The sequence below is a fragment of the Mycobacterium sp. TY815 genome (genome assembly GCF_030755135.1).
GTDB lineage: Bacteria > Actinomycetota > Actinomycetes > Mycobacteriales > Mycobacteriaceae > Mycobacterium.
The window spans coordinates 2,723,230-2,748,342 of sequence record NZ_JAUFRX010000001.1; the positions used below are offsets into that span (position 1 = coordinate 2,723,230).

22 protein-coding genes and 1 other RNA gene are annotated in these 25,113 nt (G+C 61.2%); 3 read left to right on the forward strand and 20 right to left on the reverse strand.

Going from position 1 to position 25,113, the window contains the following annotated elements; genetic code table 11:
* Positions 1-34: 34 nt before the first annotated feature.
* The 8 genes from QXK92_RS11690 to QXK92_RS34100 form a co-directional block, all read right to left on the reverse strand.
* Positions 35-961, reverse strand: a complete 927-nt coding sequence (locus QXK92_RS11690; protein WP_306244349.1) for an alpha/beta fold hydrolase — start codon at positions 959-961, stop codon at positions 35-37.
* A gap of 996 nt (positions 962-1,957) precedes the next feature.
* Positions 1,958-3,121, reverse strand: coding sequence for a PE domain-containing protein (locus QXK92_RS11695; RefSeq protein WP_306241782.1), 1,164 nt, complete (start codon positions 3,119-3,121; stop codon positions 1,958-1,960).
* A 523-nt stretch (positions 3,122-3,644) separates the two neighbouring features.
* On the reverse strand, positions 3,645-4,439 hold the full coding sequence (locus QXK92_RS11700) for a type II toxin-antitoxin system death-on-curing family toxin (protein WP_306241783.1): 795 nt from the start codon (positions 4,437-4,439) through the stop codon (positions 3,645-3,647).
* Between the two features lie 2 nt (positions 4,440-4,441).
* Positions 4,442-4,681 carry a DNA-binding protein gene (locus tag QXK92_RS11705; protein ID WP_306241784.1) on the reverse strand — a complete coding sequence of 80 codons (240 nt, stop codon included), beginning with the start codon at positions 4,679-4,681 and terminating at the stop codon, positions 4,442-4,444.
* Positions 4,682-4,845: 164 nt separating this feature from the next.
* Positions 4,846-5,772, reverse strand: coding sequence for a restriction endonuclease (locus QXK92_RS11710; protein ID WP_306241785.1), 927 nt, complete (start codon positions 5,770-5,772; stop codon positions 4,846-4,848).
* Between the two features lie 741 nt (positions 5,773-6,513).
* Positions 6,514-6,810, reverse strand: coding sequence for a hypothetical protein (locus QXK92_RS11715; RefSeq protein ID WP_306241786.1), 297 nt, complete (start codon positions 6,808-6,810; stop codon positions 6,514-6,516).
* Positions 6,811-7,895: 1,085 nt separating this feature from the next.
* The gene (locus QXK92_RS34095) at positions 7,896-8,231 is read right to left on the reverse strand and encodes a hypothetical protein (RefSeq protein WP_371934509.1); all 336 of its coding nucleotides are present in this window, start codon (positions 8,229-8,231) and stop codon (positions 7,896-7,898) included.
* Positions 8,215-8,832: a hypothetical protein gene (locus QXK92_RS34100; RefSeq protein WP_371934551.1), complete on the reverse strand. Its 618-nt coding sequence runs from the start codon at positions 8,830-8,832 to the stop codon at positions 8,215-8,217. The genes QXK92_RS34095 and QXK92_RS34100 overlap by 17 nt, the downstream gene beginning before the upstream one ends.
* Here QXK92_RS34100 and QXK92_RS11725 point away from each other — a divergent pair.
* On the forward strand, positions 8,743-9,003 hold the full coding sequence (locus QXK92_RS11725; protein ID WP_306241788.1) for a hypothetical protein: 261 nt from the start codon (positions 8,743-8,745) through the stop codon (positions 9,001-9,003). The genes QXK92_RS34100 and QXK92_RS11725 overlap by 90 nt on opposite strands.
* Positions 9,004-9,108: 105 nt before the next feature.
* Here the strand turns inward: QXK92_RS11725 and QXK92_RS11730 are convergent, their stop codons facing one another.
* The 4 genes from QXK92_RS11730 to QXK92_RS11745 form a co-directional block, all read right to left on the reverse strand.
* On the reverse strand, positions 9,109-10,200 hold the full coding sequence (locus tag QXK92_RS11730) for a hypothetical protein (protein ID WP_306241790.1): 1,092 nt from the start codon (positions 10,198-10,200) through the stop codon (positions 9,109-9,111).
* A 302-nt stretch (positions 10,201-10,502) separates the two neighbouring features.
* Positions 10,503-13,643: a hypothetical protein gene (locus QXK92_RS11735; RefSeq protein WP_306241791.1), complete on the reverse strand. Its 3,141-nt coding sequence runs from the start codon at positions 13,641-13,643 to the stop codon at positions 10,503-10,505.
* Positions 13,644-13,866: 223 nt separating this feature from the next.
* Positions 13,867-14,679 carry a hypothetical protein gene (locus tag QXK92_RS11740; RefSeq protein ID WP_306241793.1) on the reverse strand — a complete coding sequence of 271 codons (813 nt, stop codon included), beginning with the start codon at positions 14,677-14,679 and terminating at the stop codon, positions 13,867-13,869.
* 769 nt (positions 14,680-15,448) lie between these two features.
* A protein-coding gene (locus tag QXK92_RS11745; RefSeq protein ID WP_306241794.1) for an IS3 family transposase occupies positions 15,449-16,590 on the reverse strand; the annotation gives its coding sequence in 2 pieces (ribosomal slippage) (positions 15,449-16,323 and positions 16,323-16,590; 1,143 coding nt in all).
* A 263-nt stretch (positions 16,591-16,853) separates the two neighbouring features.
* Here QXK92_RS11745 and QXK92_RS11750 point away from each other — a divergent pair.
* Entirely contained in the window at positions 16,854-17,420 is a 567-nt protein-coding gene (locus tag QXK92_RS11750; protein ID WP_306241795.1) for a hypothetical protein, read from the forward strand.
* A gap of 103 nt (positions 17,421-17,523) precedes the next feature.
* On the opposite strand, the gene QXK92_RS11755 is transcribed toward QXK92_RS11750, so the two are convergent.
* From QXK92_RS11755 to QXK92_RS11775, 5 genes are all read right to left on the reverse strand, one after another.
* Complete coding sequence (locus QXK92_RS11755) at positions 17,524-17,889, reverse strand: hypothetical protein (protein ID WP_306241796.1); 366 nt, start codon at positions 17,887-17,889, stop codon at positions 17,524-17,526.
* A gap of 18 nt (positions 17,890-17,907) precedes the next feature.
* On the reverse strand, positions 17,908-18,327 hold the full coding sequence (locus QXK92_RS11760) for a hypothetical protein (RefSeq protein WP_306241797.1): 420 nt from the start codon (positions 18,325-18,327) through the stop codon (positions 17,908-17,910).
* Positions 18,324-19,589 (reverse strand): amidase domain-containing protein, encoded by a 1,266-nt coding sequence (locus QXK92_RS11765; RefSeq protein WP_306241798.1) that lies wholly within the window; start codon positions 19,587-19,589, stop codon positions 18,324-18,326. Before QXK92_RS11765 ends, QXK92_RS11760 begins: the two co-directional genes overlap by 4 nt.
* Positions 19,590-19,704: 115 nt before the next feature.
* A complete protein-coding gene (locus tag QXK92_RS11770) occupies positions 19,705-20,028 on the reverse strand; it encodes a YbaB/EbfC family nucleoid-associated protein (protein ID WP_306241799.1) in 324 nt (107 codons plus the stop codon).
* 104 nt (positions 20,029-20,132) lie between these two features.
* Positions 20,133-20,345: an Ltp family lipoprotein gene (locus QXK92_RS11775; protein WP_306241800.1), complete on the reverse strand. Its 213-nt coding sequence runs from the start codon at positions 20,343-20,345 to the stop codon at positions 20,133-20,135.
* 314 nt (positions 20,346-20,659) lie between these two features.
* Here QXK92_RS11775 and QXK92_RS11780 point away from each other — a divergent pair, with 314 nt between their 5' ends.
* Positions 20,660-20,854, forward strand: coding sequence for a hypothetical protein (locus QXK92_RS11780; RefSeq protein ID WP_306241801.1), 195 nt, complete (start codon positions 20,660-20,662; stop codon positions 20,852-20,854).
* Between the two features lie 426 nt (positions 20,855-21,280).
* On the opposite strand, the gene QXK92_RS11785 is transcribed toward QXK92_RS11780, so the two are convergent.
* From QXK92_RS11785 to QXK92_RS11795, 3 genes are all read right to left on the reverse strand, one after another.
* Positions 21,281-23,056, reverse strand: a complete 1,776-nt coding sequence (locus QXK92_RS11785; protein ID WP_306244350.1) for an IS481 family transposase — start codon at positions 23,054-23,056, stop codon at positions 21,281-21,283.
* 487 nt (positions 23,057-23,543) lie between these two features.
* Positions 23,544-23,911: a transfer-messenger RNA gene (gene ssrA / locus QXK92_RS11790) on the reverse strand.
* Positions 23,912-24,064: 153 nt separating this feature from the next.
* Positions 24,065-25,027: a ferritin-like domain-containing protein gene (locus QXK92_RS11795; RefSeq protein WP_306241802.1), complete on the reverse strand. Its 963-nt coding sequence runs from the start codon at positions 25,025-25,027 to the stop codon at positions 24,065-24,067.
* Between the last annotated feature and the right edge of the window lie 86 nt (positions 25,028-25,113).

The window sequence follows — 25,113 nt, forward strand, 5'->3', positions numbered from 1 at the left end:
ACACAAACCCCGCCCGCGCGGAGTTCATCGAACGCTAAGTGCTGCCGGATTGCTCCGCGGCGCTCGTGTCAGCTGTCTGCTGACCGATGAACTCCACGCCGGCACGAATTGCGGGGCGGTGGCGCAAGATTCGATAGTGCGCCAACCTTCCGAGCCCTCGCGTTGTCAGTAGGCGCGCGCCCGGCCATGCGGTGGCCACGCGTTCACTGGCTGCATGGGGACTGTCCGGGTCGTCAGGGTCATGAATGAGAAGCAGCGGCGGATAGTTCGCAAGTCGACCGGTCCACGTCATGTTCGTCTCGTGCAGCTGCATCCCGATCCGCGCTTCGAGACGACGATGCAGGCCCGAGCGGATCCGTCGGCCGAAGTTGTGACGAGCGGCGAATAAATCGAGATAGAGCGGGAATTCGCCCATGGGCGCCAAGAAGACCAAGCGCCCTACCTGTGCACCCTGAGCCGCCGCAAGTACCGTCGAGTTCGCTCCGAGCGAGTGAGCGACCACCGCGTGCGCCGACCCATGAGCCTCGATCATGGCCTTGATCGCATGGGCACACTCGATCGCAGTGGTGCGCCCGGGCGCGAGTGCACCCCGTTCCGATTCGTTGTGGCTGGGCAAGTCGAACGCAACGACCCGATACCCCGCCTCAACGAGCGGTTTGACGAACACTGCCAAATGTGCGCGCTTGCCGCCCCAACCGTGAACCAGATACACCGGCGGCCCCTCGCCCCACTCCTCCCCGGCGACCCGGTGCCCGTCCCAGAACGCTTCTACCTGTCTCCCCGGTGGAACACCCGGCGGCATCCGCAGACTCGACTCAAGAACCGGCGGGGTGCACCACAACTCGACCGCCCACCGCGATCCCAACGACGGCGCCAACCGCTCAAGCAACCAGAAACGTCGGCGCACCGAGTCAGCCACGGGCGGCAGCACGCCGGAGCCTTCAATATCGAGCGGCGCCATCCCGCCAGCCGCTGCCTGCGCAGTTGCTGCTCCGGTTTCGCCTGCCGTCACAAGCCGCGACCTTTGTCAGCCCGCACAATCCGAAGGGCGGCGATACTGGCGAGCGTTTGGACATTGCGGGGCAGGTCAGCTACCGGCACTGGTCGGACTCGTAGGACTGGTCGTGGTCGTGGGAATCTTCGTGCTCGTAGGACTCGTCGTGCTCGTAGGACCGGTCGTGCTCGTAGGACCGGTCGTGCTCGTAGGACCGGTCGTGCTCGTAGAAGCTTTCGGGCTAGTAGGACTTGTCGGGGTAGTAGAACTTGTCGGGCTGGTAGGACTCGTGGGAGTGGGACTCGCAAGGCCTGGACCTTCGCCGCACCAGTCCTGCACATCCTTCGGGTACTGCTCGAGCGGTAGAGGGCAACGTTGCCCCGGCGGGAAATTGACGCCGGCATTGACTAGATCGCAGGGGACGTAGACCTGCTTGCCTTTGGGCGTGTTGGTCAAACATTTCGTCGGCGGATCGGCATGGCCCTGGGCAGGGACGATGATCACCACCGCCAACGCGGCGAGCATCCCGATTGCAAGGCGATAATTCACGAGCACTACTTTATCCAGAGCCCCCGACACGATGAACTCTGCTGGGAAGCTAGTCAGCCACAGCCCATGAAACGGAAATCTGGCCGGAGCCACTGACTCTGACCAGCATCTTCTAGGTGGAGCTGCCCGAGATCGAACCCCACGCTCCAGCTGGGATTTGGCATATGAGCTGCGGTTTCGTTCCCGTTCAGTCCCGCTTGTTACCTGCGGTTGCGTTCTCGGGTCTTGACCGCGTCGCAAGCCCGTCATTTGCAGGCGACAGCCAAGAAAAGCGACCGGAATCCGACATCAGCCTGACTTTGACCTCACTTGCCAAGGGTGCGGAAACACGGCCTCGACGCGCAGGCCCTCGATTGACCAGAAGACTTTGTAGGGCTGACGGTTCGTCGGTAGTCCGCCTCGCCTGACCAGCGATCAGGCCGCGATACCGAGTTCACGGTTGATCTGCGGCCACCGCAGCCAATCCGCCAGAGCCCAGTCGTGATGTTCGAAAGGCGCAGTTAAGAAGCTGAACGGGGCTCCCTGGCTAACGGCCGCCTGCTGGAGGGCATTAGCGGAGATTACGAGTACATCCAGCCCACCCGAATAGACATACGTTGGCGGGAGTCCGGCAAGCGACCCATAGAGCGGACTAACCATGGGGTTGGTAACAGAGAGGTTGTCGCCCCACCACATGCCGACCTCGCGTCCAAGCGTTAGGTCCAGCCACGGCGACAGTAGAACCATGGAAGACGGGACTGGGCCGAGCGGGTTCGTCTGCAGTATGTGTTGGACGGCCGCGAGTGCGAGGTTGCCGCCCGCGGAGTCGCCGATGACGCTGACGTTCTGGTACCCGTGTTGAGATATTTGCGAGGAGATGAAGTTGGCCGTCGTTGGTACCACCGTGCTGGCGGTACCGCCTTGCTGTATCAACGGGTAAATAGGCACCTGGAACGTCGCGCCGGTCAGGTAGGAATTCACCGAGTAATTGAGCCAGTGCAAGATTGTCGGCGGCATGATGTAGCCGCCGCCGTGCAAGGCAACCACGTATTCGCCGGTCGGGTGCGCCGGCGTGATCTGCACGACCTTCATCCCCTCGTACGTGGTATACGAAACCGTCTGTCCCAGAAGCAGGTTCAGTAGCGGTGGCGGCGAGTTGCTTCCCACGATCCACGAGAACGGCGGAATGTCGCTCGCCAGCAGCTGCAAGATTGGCGAACTTCGCACTGAAAATAACGATGCGAATCCGGTGGCCGCTTCGGCAGGAAGCCGCTGAACAGTGACCGCCGCCTGCTCGAAGGCCGCTAACGGCGCAGCACCGGCCGCCTCGGCGGCGGCATACGCTCCGGTCGCGCCGGACAATGTCTGGACGAACCGCTCATGAAACGCCGCCGCCTGGGCACTGAGAGCTTGAAACCCTGCGCCGTGAGCGGAGAACACGGCCGCGATCGCCGCTGACACCTCGTCCTCGGCGGCTGCGAGCAACCCCGTGGTGTCACCCGCCGCACCCCGGCCGGCCGTCGCGACCACCTCGCCGATCGAGGCGAGGTTCGTGGCGGCGGCGGACATCGCCTCGGGCAACGCAACGACATACGACATCGAGCAGCTCCACTCTTCGAAGCAACTGGTCACGTGCCAAGCCGGCACCGCCGACTAGCCGGAGCTTATGTCGTTGCCACAAAGCAGGCGACGGTTTCGCGAGAACTGCTGCGGCTCCGCGTCGCGGCCCCAAGTCGTCGATTAATCACCTTTGCAGCCCTGACGTGCCTGCGATGGGATAAAGCCAGGGCCGAAAACACACTCTGACCTGCTATTCCTCTGTGGAGCTGCCGGGAATCGAACCCGACGCTCTACCTGGGCTTTTGTCTATTCACCTGCGGTTTCGTTACGTCTCGTTTCGGTTCGGTCCCGCTCGTTACCAGCGGTTTCCTTGTCAGGTCTTGACGGCGTCAAGAGGCCGCGGTCGACGACGAGCTAGCCAAGTTGACCGAAATCGCCAACGAAGCGGGGATCTCGTTCAACGATGGTGTCGCCGAGCTAGTGGACACCGGCTTCGCCACCCCGAAGGCGTTGGCCACGCTGCGCGTCAAGAAATAGCCGGCCCGCGAGGCGCACACGCCCGTTACCGTCGGCGGCGCTTGGGTTGCTTCTTCGACCGGCCCGGGGATTTCCTGAGGCGTGGTTGCATCTCCAGGGCGTCGAGCATGATGAACAGGGGATGTGCGTTCACCTGGTCGGCCCACTCCGGCGGCATGTCTGGATGAATTGTTAACAGGTTATGCCGCATCCTGCGCAGACTTTGCAACGACTCTTCCTGCAGTGGGAGTCCGCTTTCGATTGATTGCGCCACTGTTTCGGCAGTCGTGTCTATTGCCTTCCACAGTTCTTTCGCGCTCGCTCGCAGATCGTGGTCGAGTCCGTGGGCGATTAGCAGCCCGTCGATCTCTTGGAGCATGTCGTGCGTGAGTTCGGTGATCTGATTTTCGTCAGTCCGGCGCAAGCGTGCCCGCTCCGGTGCGCTGTCCATCCAGTCGTCGTTGACCGGGACGGGTTGTGCCCAGCTCTTGAGGATGGCGGCGATGTCCTCGACGTCGCAGCGTCCTTCGGCGGCGTCCAGCATCAGTCGTACGACGTCATCACTCCGCACCGGGAGGACGTAACGGTGCAAGTCATAGAACGTCGCGGTCGCGGACCACGAGGTGCGCTTATTGCCGTCGACGAACGGGTGGTAGCAAGCCAGTCCGTGCAGCAGGGCCGCCGCTTTGTCGTGAAGGCTGGGGAATGCGTCCGCGCCGAACGCGCTGGACTGCGGACGCATTACCGCAGCATCGAGAAGGCCGTAGTCGCGGAGTTGACCCGGACCCACGAATTTCTGATTGATGTCCAACACGTCAGTGATGGACAGATAGGTCGTCACACCTACAGGTCCTTGAGCTTTTCAAGTGCCTCGCGGTGCTGTTCCATGACGCGCTCGAACGCCGAGCGCATGAGGTCTTGGCGGCCATGGACCTGCAGGTATTCCAGGAGCGCACGTTTGACGACATCGTTGCCGGACGTCTCAGTGACGAAGGCATAGTTCTTCAGCGCCTCGGCGAGCTCGACAGGCAAGCGCACCGTCAACGCTGTGGTGTCGGTCTTAGCATGCCTGATCTGCGTCATGACACCATGATGTCATGGCGTACCGACAGGCGTCCACCGCCGCCTCCCCGCTTGGCGTTTCCTCCCGTAGCCTGCCAGCTCAACAACGATGGCCGTTTGGACCTCAGCCTCCCCGGCTTTCTTGTGCGATTGACGGTCAGAATGAAGCTGTCGATCAAGGGCGGTTAGGCCCCCTGGTCGGCCAGCATCCATACTCGCTTGAGCGGCAGGCGGCTGCGAATGTCGTCATCCAGCTTCTCGTAGAGCGCCAGCACCGAGTCGACCACGTCGCTGGCCTCCCACACACGAATCCGTAGTTGGTGACTCTTGAGCACATCCAGGGCCTGCTTGGAGAGCCCTCCCCAAGCCACCAGCAAGCCCTGGGAGGCTCCGTAGGCCGACATCACGCCCTGTAGCTGAGAAACGACGGGGGAACCGACCTGGCCGCCAGACTTAACCTGCACCAAGATCGGGCTGTCCAGGCCCAACAATCCCTGACCGGCGACGATGTCGATCCCGCCATCCGGACCTGGTGGAGATTGCCTACAGCTCATTCCTTCCGCCTCGAGTAATGCGGTCACCAGCGAGGCGAGCCCGTGCCCGGAGAACTCTTCGGTAATCCTGATCGTGATCTGGTCTTTGGCAACCTCTTCGATATCTGGTGATAGTTCGGGCTCGTCTACACCCTCGGTCGTGTCAACCGTTTGCCCAGCCTTTTGTTTCGGCACTAGGGGCGTAACAACTTGCCCCGGATCGGTGCCGTGCTCAAGTAGTTGTTCCAATCGGGCCAGGGCATTGTTCTTGTTCGGACTGAAGATCGTCATCGCACTACCGAGAGTGAAGAGCAGGTCCTGCTTGACTGCCGTCCGGGGCAAGTCTGTCCTCTTCCAGTCCACCGCCACCAAATGGCGCTTACTGCCGTCCTGTTCGCTCGCGCGATATTCGTACAGGCCGGTGACCCGACCTAGGGCTATCTGTTTAGTCGTCTTCATTGGCATGACCATCAAGTCGCCTGGCTTGATCCGGCCACGCAGTGCCCATAGCTGGCCCGTGAAGTTGGCAAGCTTGGCTTCGCTCGCACCCGGGTAAGCCTTGGCGGTCGCGTGCGCCACGTCCTCCCGCGTGGAGCATTCGGATAAGTCTTCGACCTGCCCCAGCCTCCGCCCGAGCATCCTGATTGCAGCGCCCAGCTGTCACGCTCACCGTGTTGTCCGGAGCGAATCACCCATGCGTGCGTCATGCTTTCAGCCCTCCTGGGTCATCGCGGGTGGTTAAGGCAAGTGGCCCGGCCACATGGCCTTAATACCCGTTTCGCTCAACGGACAGAAGTCTCCTGGGCAAGCGGCTAGCAAGCCCTCCTTTCGCAGCGATCGACCACGTCCCGGGTGCCCGAAGTGGAAGACCAATCACTTCGACTGCAACCTGTTGCGCCACAACAAATTTCCGCGCGGTTGGGCGGCGGTGCGCAGTCCGGGCCCTGGCTGATGATGCCTTGAAAGTCTGTACACACTCAAGTAGCAGCTCGGCATTGTCGATTTCGCCATGTAGGGCGATCTGCAGCGAACCTTGGGCCGCAACCTGTTCTGAGTCCGGGATGGCCGTGGTCTCAGCCAGCAAGCCTTCGCCCTCGTGCTCGGCGTGAACCACACCTAGATGGGGGCGGCCTGTAGCGCGGCGAGCGGAACCTCACCCTCACTGCCGTGGAGCGCATCGCGGAAGTGCTCGAAATGAACCCCTGGACCTGCTCATCGAGGAAGGTTCACGGCACCGCGAACTAAGCACAATGACCACTCAAAGTTTCAGAGTCCGCTGGTTGTGAAAACTGTTGGTCCTCGGCGTGTGGCGGCGCAGCTCTAAAACGCGATTCCAATGCCGAAGGACCCGCCACCGCCACTCACGACGAACTGATACACCTGTAGCAGCAGAGTCACAGGCTTGTTCTTCTTGGTCACTCCTGCGTAGAGCGAGAACTGGCCTTCCGACGCCGAGATCACATAGCGCATCGAGTAGTGCACCACGGGTCCCTTCTCGGCCTTTACGGTGATGAAATCCGCATTCGCGTCGACCAGCTGTACAGCCCTGAACTCCGCTGGTTTCTCCAAATTGACGCCGATCAGCTCACCCTTGTGCGCTGCAATGATCCGGTGCACGCCGACTCCCCTCCTGAAAGCAAAGACCTTAACCAGCAGGACAGTTCCCTCAACGGGCGACCGTTATACGTCTTCAACTTCGACGCGCCGAGCGCGCAGCAGCGCCCTTGACAGCTTGGTCACTTTCTCTCTCGACGGCGTCCGGAGGGTCACCCATTCCCCCAGATCCCAGCAACCGAATGATCGTGCATCCGGCGAAGATTTGACCGCTCACCAACGCCACGGAGCGAGAGTACCCACGCCGGGTAGCCACCCCGTAGACATTGTGGAGGTTGACGGAAAGGGTAGTGGCGGTCACCGTGTTGGTCGCTTGGTCGATCACCGCACCGAATTCCTATCAGCGCGTCTCGGCGGTCTTAGCATCACTTCATGCTTACCGCGCACGCCCTTCCGTCGGCTGAGCCCGACCCACTTTGCTTAATGTGGCCGGATGCTGAGGTCCACTCATGTCGCGCTCGCATGTGTGTAGTGAACGAAGCAGCGCGTGGCGCTATCAAGACCATCTACGCAGCATCCTCGGCCGAAGGCTCACATCACGCGCCATTGACCGTCATCCACGTGGCCGCGGTCTCGGCCATCGTGTGCTCAGCGTGGTCCGCGACACAGGTTAGTCCCAGACGACGCCGACATCGCCCGGGTCAAGCGGTCAGGCGCCCCTGCGCCCACGCCAAAACCATTGTGTAGTTATGCGCCGCAACCAGCCCTTGACCCCCCGCCAGGTCGAGGTTTTGCAGTGGATCGCCAAGGGCTGCCCCGCAGGTGTGTGGCAGGACTTCACCTACAAGACAACCGCTTACGCGTTAGCCGTGCGCGGCTTGGTCACCGTGGACCGGCGTCGCAACAAGTGGTCGGCCCAACTCACCGATGATGGCCGGTTTTATATTTTGAATGGCAGCTACCCTTCGGACACCATCCCGAACGGCGGCGCCGGAAGTTCGCTGAACCGGCCCAAAGTAACGGATCTCGCCGCGGAACTCCTGGTGCAGCTAACGTCCGCAGGCAGTCAGCTCACGGTGCCATCCCCGACCGATCGCCAACGGGCGATGTACCGGCGAGCAATTCACCGCTTAATAACCGGCCATCACCTACCCGAGGGTTTCGTCCTGCGTCACACCGGACGCGATCATGGCGATCTGACGATCCGCCTGCAACACGACGATGAAGGCCCGCGACGGCCTCCATCGCCGAAGGTGACCGTGCCGCAGTCGAGCGTCGCGATCACCGATGCCGTGCGCGACCTGGTATCCGGGATTCGACTGCCCGTGACCGAACCCACGATGGAACGCGCGTTGCGGATTTTGCAGGCCGTAGCCAACGAATGTGCGGTGCGGGGATGGTCGATGAACCGCGACCCCGAAGACGACGGCTGGCTGAAGATCATTAGCAGCGATGGCGCCTTCCAACTCAGCCTGCGCGAACAACTCGTCGACTGCGACGTGCCTGACGAAGCGACGCTGAGCGCGTCGAAGTACTCCTGGCAGCGAATCCCCCTGCAAGCCAGAAAGGTCGGCTCCGGGCGCCTGACGCTGCAACTGGGCAAATACTACCGCACCAGATCGTGGTCGGATCGCAGCCGCTGGAGCCTCGAGGACAAACTCGGCGCCTTGTTCGCCGAACTGGATGCGAAGGTGGCCGAAGCCGTTGAAGACCGGCGGCGGCGCGAGGCTGACCTGCTAGGATGCCGCGGTATGCCGAAACAGCCGCTTCGGCGGCTTGCACGGCGGTTTCGGCATCGCCAGCACGAAGACTACTCAAGCCGTAGTTGTTCAACGCAGCAGCAATCATCTCATGCGCTTTGGGCGTGTCGGTGCGATCGGCGAGGATGGTCACTGCTTCGCCGGCGAGTTGCGCCGCTTGTACGTGATCGTCGAGCGCGCCGTATTGTGCGCTGGCGTTGTTCAGCGCTGAGGCGAGGGCGACCGCGTAACGATCGTGGTCGGCTTCGAACAGATCACGTCTGAAGTGCAGCGCTTGCTCGGCGGTGTCGACCGCGATGTTGTTGCGGCCCAAATCCAGATACACCGCCGCCAGGTTCTCCAGCGCCGTTGCCAAAGCATCGAGGTCGCTGTTGTTCTCGGCCGCAGTCGGCCCGAGTACTTCGACCGCTTCTCTCAATGTCGATTCCGCCTCCTCGAGGCGGTTCACGGCGCGTTGGTAGTTGCCGAGGTTGCTCAAGGATCGCCCCAGGGCTGACCAATTGCGGGTCGGGTCGACGTCGGTGTATTCGCGCCAAACTACAGTCGCGCTTTCTGCGGTAGCTACAGCGCGCAGGTCGACGCACGGTGGAACGGAGTCTGCTTAACTCCTCTGATATCCCGATGGCGTTATCGGCAGGTAGGCGGTGAGACTGGTCGAGTAGATTCTCCTATCCTGTTGCCGAACAGGAAGTTCCACATAGCGGTTATCGGTATCGTGCTCGCCGCTCGGTGGCTCCCACTCGCGCGGAATCTCGTACACGATGGGGACATGATGGGTCGCATCGTTCACCCCTGCAGCGTCGGTCTTAATCAGCTCGCTCGTGATCTTGCGCAGCAGGTTCATCGCCTCACGCACGGTGCCATAGACTGCCAATTCAACGGATGCCTTGCTGATGAGGTACACGCCTCCGCCAGCTGATCCGACGTAGCGACGTCGAGCGACTGACCAAAGCGACTCGATGGCGCGCCCAATGAGCGCCGACACACTCAACTCGCGCTGTGGATTCACATCGGCCAACGTGAAGTGCCACTGCCGTTCCGCCTTCCCGGCTGCGGGATGTCTCTTTCGGTGCAGGAACATGTGCATCGAACCCGTATGCAGGGGGATCTGATCACCATCACCAGTGGTGAAGACCATCTTCATGTCATCGTCGGTATCAACCGCGGCAAGTCCATGCTTGACTGCGTTGTAGAGGAACGAGTCTTCAATGAACCGCTTCGCGCAGTCGACGAGCAGCATCTGCAATCCGTCCACCGCGTCTTCAAAATCATCTTCGGGGACAGCGATCGCCGCATCTGCAGGTGTAGTGCCGCCGAGGAAAATCATGGCGATCTCATCGCGGTTGAAGCCGGTTTTAACGGCGTCGGCTAGGCGAATCTTGAATTCCGCAAAATCGGTGGAAGCCGACATGCCCAGCCACGGACAGTCTTTGACGTGATCAACATGTGCATAGAACAACCGAAGAAGCGCCTCAGAGGCATGGTGAACAATCATCACAGCTTCGGTGCGGATGTATCTCTCACGCGACTCGCGAGTCGGTGGCGTAGTCCCTGCGATCCTAAGTGTCCCGATCGTTCTATCTGCACCGTAGGCAGGCTGCAGATCCTCATCTTGGCACGCCATCAGTGATAGGGCTTCGGTTCTCATCCTGATGAAGTCAGCAGGATCGGCCATGTAGAAGACAGCATTCATCTCGGGGAACTGACGAGGGTCTAGCTTTCTTCCCTCAGCGTCACTCTGCTCCCACGGTTTGGGTCCGCCCCTGTACCTAGCCACGGGTAGAAACTGTAGTGCCGGGCACTGACAGAACTGCGGGGCACGGCTTCTCGAATCGTGGCCAAGATGACATGACGAAGCCGCCGATGCGTTGATGCAGGGAAGATTGATAGAATCGCCGGGCTACGTTGACGAGGCGCCAGCGTGTCGCGAAACCTTGATAATCTTTTGCCGCGCACACAATCACTTGCGATACCGCGCTCCGTCACCCAGCCTTATCACGGCGTGCGCAGTATGGAGCGCACCGACCACCTGGGATCATGAGAGAGCACGTCTCTGGCCTCTGCGCCGTTTCCTTCGTCAGCGCTGACCAATGCGCTTGCGAGAGCGCGCCTTACCCGGACATCGCGGTCTTGACTAAATACCCGCCCGAATTCCTCGGGTAGGCCGCCTGCCTCTGCCCAGAGAATGGCGGCAAGACTACGTAATGTCCAGCTGCCCCTTGCGAGTAGACCGACGCTGTCCCCCAGCTCAGATTGAACGAGTTGAAGCGTCTTTGTGACTCTGTAATCATCGTCTGAACCAAACCCTATGAGACGCAGCGCCGCATCGCGGACCTGTCGCTTCTCCTCAACAGTGTTCGCCAGATTCCCTGCGAGGAAAGTTGCTGCCGGCCGACAGTCACTATTGTCGCTAATCCGCATCATGCCTAGCGGACTACTCATCGAAGCGTTGAACGCATCTGCTTGCGATGGAGGCGGACTGGCCGCGAAATCTATGGCCGAGCGGAAGAATCGGATGCGATCAACTTCGTGTAAATCGTCCACGAGGTTGCTTGCCGCCAGAAGGTAACTGTCTCTGTTCGAAGACGGCTCCCATGGCGCGGCCGCGTTTGTCAAGAGCATCTCGATGCACGCAATGCGCCGCTCCACCGGCAGCACGGCGGCAAGCAGCGAGTCGTTGACCGCACCCGTTCCAGTCCCGAACCCGTTGGGTCCGTTTCTAGTCGGTTGACTCAGGCGCTCCGCCGCGGTTTGGGCCGCTTCCGGAGAGATGTGCTCGGGATCGCTATACCCGAGCAGGGCGCCAGCCTCATGGTGACCGTTCCCGGCCATTTCTTGCAGCCGATCACGGACTTGATCAAGGTTGCGAAGCAGCGTGTCGCGGGCAGACGCCCGGAACGGGTGCGCATCGCGCGCATACAATCCGACAAGCTGTTCAAGCGCGGTGGCCCGAAGGTTACCGTCGTGGGCGCGGGCGATGCCTGCCGCGATTTCAACATGGCTTTCGTCTGTGCGCCGATAGTGATGCTCCTCCACGACCACAGCGTCGGCGAGCATTTCGAGCAGCGTTCGGGCGTGAAATTCTGAGAGACGGTCGGCTAGCGCGGCGAGCAGGCCGTACGCCGACAAATAGATCTGCGGACCCAGGATTGGAGAGTCGAGACGCGCGCCCGTAGCGACCTCGTTGATTGCGTTTAGCGCGAGCTCAACAATGGCATCGAGGTCTTCGTCGGGTATGAGGTCGGCTTGTTCGGTGGCGAACTGCAGGGCGGATGCTGCCACCCACGACAGCGGGCTAGTTATCCATTCGGTCACATCGTGGTAGACGTCACCGAAGGCTGCGGCAACTGCGCCTGCTTCTTTCGGATCGCCTGCTCCGATTGTGTAATAGGCCGCCAGTGGCAGATCATCCGTCGTGCGGTATAGCTGGCCGAGCAGACGGCGGGCCTCACGTTCATCGTGAAAAGACGCCGATCGAATTCCGTCGAGGAGTTGCCGCCGAAGGTTGATCGCAGCGACCCTCGGCTCGTCGTAGTGTATTGCTGCAAACGCGCGCTCGCGCGCCTCGGTTGCATTTGTGACAATTCTTGGCCGCGAAGGCAAGTCGGAAAGCGCCTGTGCAAGAGGATGCCATGTATCTGCGGCAATTCCGCGGTAGCGGTTGGCGACGAAACGCTGGCTATAGAGCCAATCCGCCGCATCGGCGTGTCGCTGTGCCAAGCACGCCTCACCGATAGCTTCGCGCCACTGGCTGTCCGCGTCCGCCGGGGCCGCCTGAAGAAGGCTATGGCGGGCAAAACGTGCGAGTGTCAAGGCCTTCAGGTCACGACGCATCCGCGTTCTAGCAATGTGGACCAAGTCGGCCCACACCCCTGTGGCGTCGGCTATCACCAAACGTAGCCGGATAGCTAACTCGATGTCGCTGACGTCTACCTCGGCCGCAGTCGACTCGATCTGCTCCCGGTGTTCGACGATCCAGGGCAGATCGTCATTGCCCAGAGCGCGCTCCGCCGCAAAGACAATCGCCCGGGCGCGGTCGCCGCGAGCGGCGAGAGTAGTTGCCCCTACCGGCATCTCGATGCGCGCCGGGATGGGCGTATGCATTTGATCTGAAACGAAGTCTGCGATCTCGAACGCAGCGCCAAGTGTTGGCGTTCGCGGCACTTTGTTGTGGGTCGGCCCGAACTCCGGGAGGTCGGCGAGGTCTCGCAACCTGCGAACAACTCGGTCGACACCCAGTGAGTCACCCTTACCCTCCGCTGTCCACAGCGCGTCCATCAGTGGGCGGATTGCAGTGTCGGCTTGCCCTGTGCGAATAGATAGCGCTACCACTGTGTCATCGAACTCGGCAGCGTGGCCGGGGAACCCCGACACCGCTAGTCGGCTCTGCACCTCCCGGTAGAGCGCGAGTGCCGCATCGGGATCGTCGTTGGCGACATCGTTGGCTCTATCGACAAGTCTTTGAGCATCGGTACTTATAAGTGGTCCCAGCAGAACGGCGTCCGCTGTAGCCACTGCGTCGGGACTTGGAATCTCGAGGGGAACGAGCACATGTGGAACACAGAAGCGTTCAGCAGCCCGGGGCCCGAAGTACTTGATCACAATCTCGGGCTTGTCGCGCAGCATCTCAGAAATCCGTGACTGGTCCCAGATATCGATGTCTACCGGATGCAGTTGCTCGTTAAGAACCGCTTTGCGCTCCACCACAACTCGATCGTCCACTTTGGCACTCACACCGACGACGAGTCGAACTAGAGTGAACGGCACCGTGGATCGGGTGTACTTTTCCACTGCCGAGTCCAAGTCTGCGACGGTGAACTCCTGGTAGCGCTTCGACTGGATGCCTTCGGTCTTCCCGTGCGCATTCGCGCCGACGACGTCGAGTCCCTTCTGAGCTTGCCCGCGCCTACCGAAGTAGCTCAGTGAGCGCAGCCCCAGTTCGTGTCGCCCGAGATCTAGCAGCAATCGCTCGAAGTCCTCCCAGTCCATCAAGTTGGTAGGAAGTGACTCAAGCTGGGCATCGACCGGCGGTTCGATAATGTTGCTTGCGCGCTGGCGTATCGGGTCGTCGATGGGAATCGCGCGCAACTCAGCGCTTGTCGGCGAATCCTCCCGACTGGGTTCGCTTTCAGTCACAGGCCGCTGACCCCTTCATCAGTCGACAACGGTGGCGGTTGAGCTTCATCGGTGTAGACCTGTGGCGGCGTCCACAGCAGACGCGGTCGGTGGCTCTCGATCTCCAAAGAACGAGGTTCCACGAACTGTAGTCCATCACATCGCCCGAGAACTACGCGCAAAATCGACCCTATATCGCTCGGTCATAGCGCGGACTACCATCGCTCGATCACACAAACCGCATTCAGTGATCGTTGACCGGAACTGCTGCTGCGCCTGCGTTGAAGCTGTATCGCTTGTTCGGAACCTCGATTAGCAGCTCGGAAAGATCTGCGCGGTCCTTCTCGAATAAATTGCACCAGCTGTTGTGGTAGTCCCTGAGCCATTCGTACTTCAGTACGACTTTGAGCGTCCGGTTATATCTGTCTAGGTTTGCAATTATCCATTCTCGGTGCAGTCGCAGCTTGGCCCCGTTATCCGCCGAGGCCGGCATGAAGTTCAAGTAATCGAGGAAAAGGTGGCCGCTGCTTTCATCGCGCATGACATAGCTATTCTGAAAGTGGGCAGCGTTGATCATTTCTATATCCGAATTTCTGTAACTGTCCACGATCAGCTTATGTAGTCGATCGGCAACAACAATGCATGGCGGGGTCGCCGGATGCTGTTCCAATTGATACGCCTCGACGAGCGCCTCACTAAAAATCATCTGCTCGCTAACAAAGTGACGCCCCACGGTGACGGCTCCGCGCAACGGTACGCCCGCCTCAAGGCACATCCACGACTGCAGGTACGCGATCTCGTGGAAGAACGCATCTACATTCGTAGGATCTGCTGGGACCGAAACACAGATGCAGTCAGAGAACATCTTGACGGTGAACTCGCCGGTCTCCCAACTCCACCGCTGGCCAAGTCTTCTTCTCAACTCGCGAAGCGCGCCGTCAAGCATTTCGATGGTCGTTCGCGCCTCGTCGTCTCCCATGTCTCTGCTTACGAGGTCAGAGAAGCCTAGAATGTCGAAAAAGGCAACGAGGTGCGGGCCGTAAACCAGATTCGCCACGGCGCTCCTTAGCTAGGCCGACAACCGGATCCTACTGGGGATCTCAGTGTCGACGACCTAGTCCATGCCGGGCGAGAAGCCAGCATGGGATCATGACGGACGGCCCATGCCCACCCGCAGCAGCGAACTGGATTGCTCATGTCAGAAATGATGCGACGCCCTCACCGATACGTAGTGTCAGGCGACCCTGGCCGAGTTTTCTCGGACCCGGCCTACAAATTACGCCACTTGGAAACCATACGAGCTTGCCTCCGACGGATTTGGCCTGACTTTCAGGCGACCGTTACTAGCACGCCCACTGGCTACAACTATAAATATACAATCGCTATGACCAGTCCAGAAAGCGTCGACGTGTCTTTATTGGAGTCGATACGAGCAGATCTCGGACGGCAGGGCATTGATATCGTTTTCGTCCAGGATAGAGAGGGTTAGCGACTCACCCAGCCTGCGCGCCCAAGAAGGCCACTTAATCCCAGTGCAATGGTCGCCGCCGGCCCTCCATCTAGTTCTCGATCGCGGGTACCTGGTCGATTTCAGTTGTATTTGACGTGCTGTTTGCCTCGAGCCACAGTCGAAGCATCGCGTCACCGATCTCTTTCTGCTGACGCTTGGTGACTCCGAGATCGGACAATCGTTGTTTCACCGAATCGATGAGCTGGACATCTGCGGTCCATGGCATGTTCTGTGTTTTGGGAGCATCGCCGTGTACGTGGCGAGTCCCCGTTTCTGAGACCACCCGGTTTTAGAGTCGGGTTGGTGTGATTCAGATTCAGTTGATTTCGCAGGCCACCGGGGTGTGGGTGCACCTGCAGACCGCAGCGTACTCGGCGGGTGTGCGGTAGCCGAGTGCTGAGTGGCGGTGTCGGGTGTTGTGTTCCTCCTTGAAGTCGGCGATGACCACGCGGGCCTCCAGCAGGGTGTTCCAGTGGTTACGGTTGAGGCATTCCTTACGTAGACGGTTGTTGAATGATTCGATGTGACCGTTGACCCACGGACACCCCGGCGGGATGTAAGCCATGCCCGCCTTGCCATCGCAAAACTGTTGCAGCGCTTGAGAAACCATCTCCGGTCCATTGTCCAGACGCAGCACCTTCGGCGGCCCGCCTGCCGCGGTGAACACCTTCTCCAACTCCTCGACGAGATCGCAGCCGGTGATCGAACGCTCGACCATGTTCAACAGCGAGACTCGGGTGTGCTCATCGAGCATCGAGGCGATCTTGATGGCCTTGCCCTCGACGGTGGAGTCGAACTGGAAATCGATCGCCCACACCACATTCGGCGCATCGGCTTCGATCGGCGGGATCGATGACACCCCGGCCCGCTTGCGCGGCGAGCAGACCTTGACCTGCAGGCCCTCCTGGCGCCACAACCGGTGGACCTTCTTGTTGACCTCACGGCGCTCGTCGTAGCGCAGCGCCGCCCAGGCACGCCGGAACCCGTGACACGGGTGTTTGGCGGCGTAGGCACGCAGCCACGCCCGCATGTCGGCATCAGGATCAGCCGGGGTCTGGGCGACCGGCAGCCGGCGGTAGGTGGAGCGGGCCAGCCCAACAGCCTTGCACGACACCAGTTCCGACATACTCAACGTGTCCTTGAGCATGTCCACGGCGCGGCGCTTGGCAGCCGGGCTCAGAATTTTCCCTTGGCGACCTCCCTCAGCGCGTCCTTCTCCAACTCGGCTTCGGCCAATAACCGCTTCAAGCGAGCGTTCTGCTCGCGCAGTTCCTTGAGTTCCTTGGCGGCGTCGGTGTCCATCCCGCCGTAGGCGCGGCGCCAGTTGTACAACGTCGCCGCCGAGACACCAAGCTCGGCGGCGATCTGCTCACCGGTCTTACCTTGCGCCGCCAGCTCATCGGCACGGCGCAGTTTGCGCACGATGTCCTCCGCGGAATACCGCTTCCGACCAGCCATGTGTTCATCGTCCCTTCTCGGCCCCACATCGGGCCACAGGACTCTAAAACAAGCTGGACTCATTCACCGGGATCGCGCCAGGCCTCGCTGCGCCGGTCTTTACTTACGTATCGACCAAAAGTTTAAGTTCTGAGCAGTTTCAGACAACTGAGCGCAGAAATGCATACAGCGAGCTGCTCGCAAAAACATTAATCCTAGAGGACGCCGAGGATCGATCCCGGACACGAACCTTTGATGTCCCGCTTGACCAAGTAACTAAGCAGATGGTGGACGACCAATTAGAAGCCACCAAACAAGAGCGGTCGGCCGAAGAACAATTATCGCGTGCCACAGCCGGTGTCGACCTTGTCGGATCAGCCAAGGTTCGTGTCGCGACCTACAAGCTGCGAGACGCGCACTCTGACGTTCACTTCGCTTCGAGTGAAATATTCGTCCGGAACTCTCAATGGATTCTCGATCCGGCTAATAAACGCCAGGCACTAGACGTTGCGATCAAAGCCTACGACGAAAAAAGGTTAGCGGCCTCACGTGCTCGCATAGGTTTAATCGAAGCGGCACGAGAGGATCTTGGAATCTCGTTTGGCAAACCTGGATCGGTATTCGCTGAATACCAGATTCCGTACTGGGTAATAATGGTGACCTGTGTGGCAGCAATTTTCGGGATGATTCTTGGCCGGGGCGGATGGAAATTCGCAGGCGTAATTACGGCCGCCGAGCTGTCAGCGGCCTACCAATTGTGGCTCGGTAATACCCAGTCGGCCTTAATAATGGCGGCTTTAGGTCTCGTAGTCGCAATAGTCGCGCGTAGACCACGCGCCGCCCGACGATGAACCGCCGACGCCCACAGCTTAATGCCGGAAAGATACGGGCAATCGAAGGCCCCGAATGTGCAGCGAAAGGCCAGGAGTCTAAACCAAGCGCGGTTCGACCGAATTACTTTGATGGTGGCTGTCCGAGACCCTTGAGTGCGGTGGCAACACGGCTGAGGCCGGTCGCGTCGTCGGCGTCGATGTCCATTCCGCGCGTGTTGTCCGCGTTGTACATGGCTTGAGCGGACGAGACTATGGCGTTGCCCGTTCCGGCCAATCGAGTGATTGTGGACTCCATTTCGCGCTTGAGTCCGTCCGCCAAGGCCACCAACTTCGGCCCTGTGACGAAGCCGGGATTACCGCTCGCCGCAGGCTGCGCCGAGTCGAACAGCGGGACAAGCGCGGCGCGCGCGGCGGCTGCCTCGGTCTCGATGGTGCTTCCGGCGTTCTTGACTTCGGTGGGTGCTATTTGAACGAAGTCACCGCTCATGCGATCTCCCCTCAGCGCCTAACCCGAAGCCGGACACAACGGCCCTCCGTCGCTGCCACTCACGGTATAACGATCAACACCGGAGGTTGCATCGCTGTACCCGACGAGCAAGATGAACAACGACACCAGCAGAACGCCTAATACGCCAAGCGTCGCAATAACTTTAAGCCACCAGCGGTGCTTTCCGATCAGGACTAGCACGGAAGCTGCCAGCAGGCAGACCATCGTGGGGATAGCAAGCCCAACCGTCGCCCACCCAGGTGCGGTGAGGTTCGGTGCAGGGGGCCAGGGCGTAGCGCAGTGATTGCTTTCCAGCTGCTGCACCCAGGCGTCAACTCGCCACGTACCTGTATAGAGCGCCACCAATGAACCGGCCAGCAGTATCGCGGCAGCGACGAACCACCATCGAGCCTGCCTCACCACAGCGAAATTGCTCATTGCGCTCCAGGTGGGCGAATGACCACGACGGTCTGCGGATCTTGATCTTGGAGCCTGATCGGCAACCGGTCCTCAAGGCTGTAGTTTGTCGCGCCCGGCGTGTGCTGGGTGTAGAGCACTTCGCCGTTAGGAAGGACGCTTGACACGATTGCGGCGTGGTGGCTGACTTCACCGCCATGTGCGGCCGAGTCGCTCCAGTTGAAATAGATGACATCGCCGGGACGAGCCTGCGATAGAGGAACTGAGGAGCCTCCGCTATTTGCAAGAAAACTCCGTTGTTCGTCGGCGTTGTACCAGGACTTCGTATAGCGGTACTGGTCGGCGTCGAAATTTCTGTCGGAAAAGGGAATATGGACACTAGGCATGTTAGGTATCGGGTTTGCCCAATCCTCTTTGCTCCAACGGCCTTCCACCTCTGAGAGACCACCTGCCCGCAGCGATTCAGACACGAACAGTGCGCAGTTGTTGGGAAATCGGTTGAGACCCTCGTTGGGGGCATTGGCGTACGCCCACCTAACGGCCTCGATAGGGTTGTATCCCTTGCCGTTGTTGGTCAGCTGCGCTTTGACGTCGGCGGGTATGCCGGGCAGGTCATACAACTCCACGGGAGCAGCGAGGCGAAGTTGCTGCTGTTGTTGCGGAGTCAAAGCCGCCCACCACTTTCCAACTTCTTCGGGCGGTAGCCCGTCTGGGAGCTGATCGCGCATCTCTTCAACAGCTTTGCGCACCGCCGCGCTTTGCGCGTTCTGCGCTTGCTCGGTGGTGATGTCGGCGGGGTTGAGGCTTACCGCGTTCAAGGCATCGGCACACAGCTGGTCAGCCTGAGTGGCGGCCTGCACCGCATCGGCAATCCGCTGCTGATACCGCAACGCGGTCATCAAATCACCAACGGGGTCCACGCTGGCCTTCGGCAGACTCACCCTTCCGTCGTCACCGACCGAGAAGCCCTTAGCTGTCGCGTCGGCTACCGCAGCGTTCAGTTCCCGCTGGGCGATCTCTACTGCGTCCTGCAACGTATCCAAGGGTGTAGTCGCGCCGCGCGCCAGGACGCCGGTGTTAACCATTCGGTCGGCGGTCTGAACCAGCACGTTGCGAGCCAGGGTGCCGGTGTGATCCGGCCAGTGCTCCTCTAGCTTCCTCGCCCCGTTGGCGTGAATATTGCCCGCCGTCCGCTCGGATTGCTTGGCCACCGCCAGGAGGTCATCAGCGGCTGTCTGCCATAGCGCGGGCTGAGCGTCGCGCAACTGTGCGAAGGTGACCACAACCCCCTCCCCCATGACAATCAATCCGGCGGCAACCCTCATAGCCTATGTCGGGCGGTGGTCTAACCGTGTTGGCTTGCGGGACTCGATGTGCGGTCGGTTTACCGACCGTCGACTACCGCAACCGGTCGACAGCGGCGTGCAAATGCTCAAGCACACCGTTAGCAAGACCTTGTGTGCGGTCGTAGTCAGAGATCACGTCGGCCAGGCGGTCAAGCCGGTCATTGAACGCGGCACCACACACCTCCGCAATTGCCACCGCGAGTTCGTCCGCCGGGACACGAGACACTCGGTCGTCCAGCCACACATCGCTGACCCGGCCCCGGGTATCGACCTTGACCTCCACCAGGCCACCTTCCGACCGCGCCTCACCAACCACGTTGTCGAGCAAACTAGCCAGGCCATCGAGGTCGGCAGAGTCGTCGCAAATTCCCACCATGTCGGCTCCCCGGTGTCGCTAAAGTCCTCAAGTACGAACCTGCCGACGAGTGACAAGCGTGTGACGGCGACGGGTTGCTGTAATGGGCAGACTGCTAAGTGGCCTCAGTACCCGACGGCCGACACTCCGTACTGAGCTTGCGCAGTTGTGTACCCATCGCCTGTGACAAGTTGTTCTATCAGCCCGCTACGGGAGAAAGCACCGACGGTGAGGTATAGCTTCGCGGCTTTCGCTGCTTGCTGGTTCCAGTCAACGGTGAGGCTGTTGACAGCGGCTGTTGCGTCTTCGGTCGGGTCTGCTGCACGAATAGGTGACAACTGAGATGGCTTGCCCCGTGTGGGCGGGCTGGAAGGATGTCACTATGGCAAGGCCGGACTCGGCCTCGAGCGTCGGAGAAGAGTTGGTTCCAGCGTTCGAGACCGGGTGGAAGTCCACTGCGGGAGACGAACAACGCAAGTGGGTCGATAGTTCCGTCATCGCGGATGCGAACGGCTTTGGCGCGGTCCTTGTTGGTGAACCGGACCATCGGAATGCGCTGGGAGCCTGTGGCGACATACCAATTCCCCCGCCGCTCGATTAGGTCATCGACCACCAGCAGAGAGCCGTCGCGGATCTTGGCACGGAGGCCGCGTTGGGCCGCGTGCACGACCCGGTGCCGTTCTGTCCGGCGGTAGAGGTCGGTGGCGCGGGCTACCTGAGCGGTGATGTAGATGGATCGGACTACCTGCTTCTTGCCGAGCCGATCGAAGGCGTGGATGGACTCGGATCCCATCGTTTCCGGGACCGGCACCTCGGCGTCGAGAAGAAACGCACACTCCTCGCGTAGCAGGCCGGTGGTTGCCAGTAACAGCCCGTACACATAGTCGCGTTCGGGGTAGCCGGGCGCACTCGCCGGGACGTAGCCGTCACCGCGCATGCCGACTTCCAGGAAGTGTCTGGTCTGGGCCGCCTTGAGGAAGCGCGCGCGGCGATCGCGCCGTTTGTGGGAAATGAGGGTGTTGCGGTTGTTGCGCCCCCAGCGAGGGATCGGGTCTTTCGCCATCCAGCCGACCTGGATGGCGAAGTAGAAGAAGGAGGAGAAACAGCCGAATTCCGTAGCCAGTGTGGTGTCTTGGACTTCCAGCTGGCGGCCATCGCGGTAAGCCGTCAGATCCTCGGTCGTTGCCGCGGTGAGGTCTACCAATTCCCCGCAACGGCGCGCTTGACCTGTGAGGTCCCAAGACATACGCGACCTGTTGTCGTCGGGACATGGTTACCGTTGGCGGGGGCGGTGGGCGTTGAAGTTGCGGATGGGCTTGGTTGACGTCCGTGCGTGCAGTGACAGCTCTGTGGTGCCGTCCAGGACGCGGAAGTGGTGGTCATCGACTACGACGGTGACGATCGTTCCGACGTGCGTTCTGCCGACACGCAGACGTTGGCCGGCGACCATGATTACGCCGTCTTTGGGGACTCGCCGCTGAACGCTTTGGGGGCCGGACGGTGGGGGCGGCGGAAGCGGCGATGCTGCGGGTCTGACCCCCTTGAGCTGTTGGACTTCATTGCGGCTGAATGGGTTTGGCAGTGTCTTGAGCAACATGTTCCCTGCAGTCGCGTGGATGAGGCCACCGTCGAATCTCAACGTCACTCTGGTGCCGGCAATACCCGTACCCAGGGCCAGGTCGCGACCAGCGACCACAACGATGCCGTCGCGGCTTGCTGTGCGGTCGATTTCGACGGGTGCAGGCCGCTTACCCGCGGACACGCCTGTCGCGGCGGGCGCAACCGGGTCTGCTCGCCCGGCGCGGACACCGCGTAGCGACAGGTGCTCAAGGTCGGCGGTGGTGACTCGGGATGGGACAGTTTTGATGACCTCGTCGCCAAGCAGGACATGGATGCGGGTCAGGTCAATCCATAAGGTCACCGTCAGGCCGGCGTAGTTTTTGCCGACCCAGAGTTGCTGCAGGCCGGCGATGGCCACGACACCTGAGGGTGGGACGCGGACGTCCATCTCGATGGGCCCGGAGGCGCGGGTGTCGGTGGGTTGCACCAGCGGTGCGGCATTGGTGGTCTGGTCGGCGGAATGGGTCTCGTCTGACGGCGTGAGTGTGGATTCGCCTGCCCGGTTTCGAAACAGGCTGGCCGGTGTGGCCATGTCCAGCGATTGGTGCGGGCGGACCGTGTTGTAGGCATGTACCCATTCGTCGATCGCGGCCTGGGCCGCCTCAATGGATTCGAACGCACCGACTTCGTCGAGCAATTCGCGCCGCAGTGTGCGGTGGAAGCGCTCGACCTTGCCGGTGGTCGTCGGCGAACGACGTCTGGTCAAACGAGCCGTGATGCCGTTCTCGCGGCAGATCCGCTCGAAGAGCACCTCGACGGGCAGTGGCCGGGTGAATTTTCCGGTGAACTGCTTGCCGTTGTCGGAGAGAACCTCAAAGGGTGCACCCCAGCGGTTGATCGCCGCGAGGAACGCGTCACACACCGCCGGGCCGGACGGCTGCGGCAACACGGTGGCAGCGACGACGAATCGGGAATGGTCGTCGATGGCGGTCAGCATTTTGTGTTCGCGTCCGTTGACCAAGAACACCCCACCGACGATGTCGAGTTGCCACAGGTGCATCGGCGCCTCCCGCGCCCACCGCTTGTAGACCCGTTTATGTTGCTGCTCTTGAGTATTCACAAGACCGTTGCGCAGCAGAACCCGATGCACAGTCGAACGCGACGGAGCCTGTCCGCCGATTTCACGCTCCAGCTCATAAGCGATTCGCCGCGCTCCCCACCGCCGATGATGCCGGCGCATCTCGCAGATCAACGCCTCAACATCGGCGGCGATGCGGCCCGGGCTGGAATGCGGGCGACGTGACTGATCGGCCAAAGCCTTCAAGCCGCCGGCCTCGTAGCGTTTGCGCCAGGCAGTGACCGTCTGGCGCGTGACGCCATAGCGTTCAGCGACCTGACCAACGGGTGCACCGTCGTTGACTTCAGTGACAGCGCGCAGGCGGACCTCGATCGTGACGCGCGCCGCGACATCGGAATCTGATTCGTAAATCTCTGGATTGACCACCACAAGACCGTGTCAGCCACGGATTGCCCGTCAACGATGTCCTGGTGACGATCGGTCAAAGATGTCCTGAACCCATACAGATCACGCTCGGATAAACCGCAGCAGCCGGGCGAGGTGGTAGGCGTGGAAGCTCCGGAGGCTGTCGACGTCGTAGGCGCGCGTTGACGCCACGCGGTCAGCAGGTAGGAGTGTTGAGTCGGTCGCAACCGTTCAGCGAGCCATCGTCGTCGACGCTGAACGGCAGTCCGTCGGGACATCGTGTCGGTCGAGCGTTTCCACAACCGATGACCACGGGAGCGATGCCGCGCCGTCGGGAGCGCGCAGTGTTTCGCCTCCATGGGCGCTTCTCTGGACGACGACTATCCGCATACAGAGACCTCCTTGCCGACTGTGCATCCAGTGGTACTCCACGGGTATGACACTTTTTGCTGTCGGCAAGGAGGTCTCGAATATGAAGTTATCTGGGTACTACCGGTGGAGCTGCCGGGAATCGAACCCGGGTCCTACGGCATTCCCTCAAGGCTTCTCCGTGCGCAGTCCGCTATGTCTCTGCTCGGATCTCCTGGTCACGCGAACTAGCCAGGATGACGATCCCAGTCGCTGTTGGTGTCCCGATGAGTCCCGCGACCGAACTCATCGGTTGATCCCTCTAGCTGATGCCGGGGTCCGGGGCGAGGGCGTTCCCGGTCCGACAGACTAGCCGTCGCTTAGGCAGCGAGAGCGTAGTCGCGCTGATGTGAATCGGCGCTTATATGGTTGCAACGACGCTTACGGTGGTCTCTTGCCTGCACCGGCACGCTTCCCTTGATTCGATGCGCGAAGTCGAAACCGTTCAGCCCCTTGTCTTGATTCTTCGAGCATCCCTGCCGGTCTCCCGGCAGGACAACCAATGGTACGCCAGTATCAACCGGCGGCCACGCATTTTTCTTCCCGGCCACGTGCGGCCGAGTCCCCCCGGTTGGCGGCCCGGGGGGACTCGGTCGAAACACAGTGCTAGCTGATGCCGACGGCCTCTTTCGCGATGGCGGCAACGCGGGTCTGCCCAGCGGAGACGATCCGCTGCCGCGCCTTGTGCGCCTCTTCATAAGCGATCACCACGCGGACGTCCCGGGGAGTGGTGAGGTCCTTGATCGCGGCGACGGCGTCACTGATGTTCAGCTCGTCGTAGTTCGCGATCGGCAACTCACTGGCGTCCAAGACACCCACCGACTCGCGACCCTCGTGCAGTGCGTCGGCCGCGTTGTCCGCGCCCTCGCTGCGGGTGACGCGCTCGGCGGCCCGCAGTGCGGCGTTCTGCGAGGCGGACAGAGCCTTGGCCGCGATCTCGCCGGCGTTTCCGCCGCGCTCCACCAGCTCCCGGAACGCGGGACCAGCGGTGCGCAGACTTTCGACGGCACGGTCGATGCCACGCGCCGACCAGGTGACCGGCAGGTTGACCAGCTTCACCGCAGTGCCGGCGGCCATTTGCACCGGTGTGCGACGCAGCGCCGCCGGACCGCCGAGGGCGTCCTCGGCAAGCACCGTGGTCAGCCACTCCACCGTCGCGGTGTGCGCGGTGATCAGACGGTCGGCCAAGTTCTCGACGTCCTTGTTCTTGGCGGCGATCGCCAGCGCTTTGGTGTAGCGCGCGCGGTCCAGCAACTGGTCTTCGAGCGCGAGGTCACCCAACAGCGCCTCGTCGAACGGCTCGGCCTGCTCGGTCAGCGCCTTGACCGCGGCCGCGGCGCGACCCAGGAACGGGCCGATCACGTCCGGGTAGCCGCCCAGGTCCCGAATCCTCGCCTGGATCGCTTCGGCTCGCTCACGGCCGTTTTCCGCGTTCTGACTCAACTCGCGGCGTACCGCCTCGGTGCGCGCCTGAATCACCCGCGTCTCAGCTATTTGAATCTCGGTGTTCGTCAGATCGAGCAGAGTGCGAAGCTGCGCGAGCAGTCTGGTCGTATCCGGTGCAGTCATTATGTCTAGACCTCCCTGAGTGGATTTGGGTGGCGCGATGGCGCCCGTATTAGTCGGCTACCCATCTGGGCCGCCGAGCCAACATC

What these genes read in the sequence shown, in the direction of transcription:
- QXK92_RS11695 (WP_306241782.1), bottom strand. Translation starts at nt 3,121, where the DNA reads ATGTCGTATGTCGTTGCGTTGCCCGAGGCGATGTCCGCCGCCGCCACG.
- QXK92_RS11705 (WP_306241784.1), bottom strand. Translation starts at nt 4,681, where the DNA reads ATGACGCAGATCAGGCATGCTAAGACCGACACCACAGCGTTGACGGTG.
- QXK92_RS11730 (WP_306241790.1), bottom strand. Translation starts at nt 10,200, where the DNA reads ATGAATGCTGTCTTCTACATGGCCGATCCTGCTGACTTCATCAGGATG.
- QXK92_RS11760 (WP_306241797.1), bottom strand. Translation starts at nt 18,327, where the DNA reads ATGAGCAATTTCGCTGTGGTGAGGCAGGCTCGATGGTGGTTCGTCGCT.
- QXK92_RS11770 (WP_306241799.1), bottom strand. Translation starts at nt 20,028, where the DNA reads ATGGTGGGAATTTGCGACGACTCTGCCGACCTCGATGGCCTGGCTAGT.
- QXK92_RS11690 (WP_306244349.1), bottom strand. Translation starts at nt 961, where the DNA reads ATGGCGCCGCTCGATATTGAAGGCTCCGGCGTGCTGCCGCCCGTGGCT.
- QXK92_RS11795 (WP_306241802.1), bottom strand. Translation starts at nt 25,027, where the DNA reads ATGACTGCACCGGATACGACCAGACTGCTCGCGCAGCTTCGCACTCTG.
- QXK92_RS11750 (WP_306241795.1), top strand. Translation starts at nt 16,854, where the DNA reads ATGGTGGACGACCAATTAGAAGCCACCAAACAAGAGCGGTCGGCCGAA.
- QXK92_RS11755 (WP_306241796.1), bottom strand. Translation starts at nt 17,889, where the DNA reads ATGAGCGGTGACTTCGTTCAAATAGCACCCACCGAAGTCAAGAACGCC.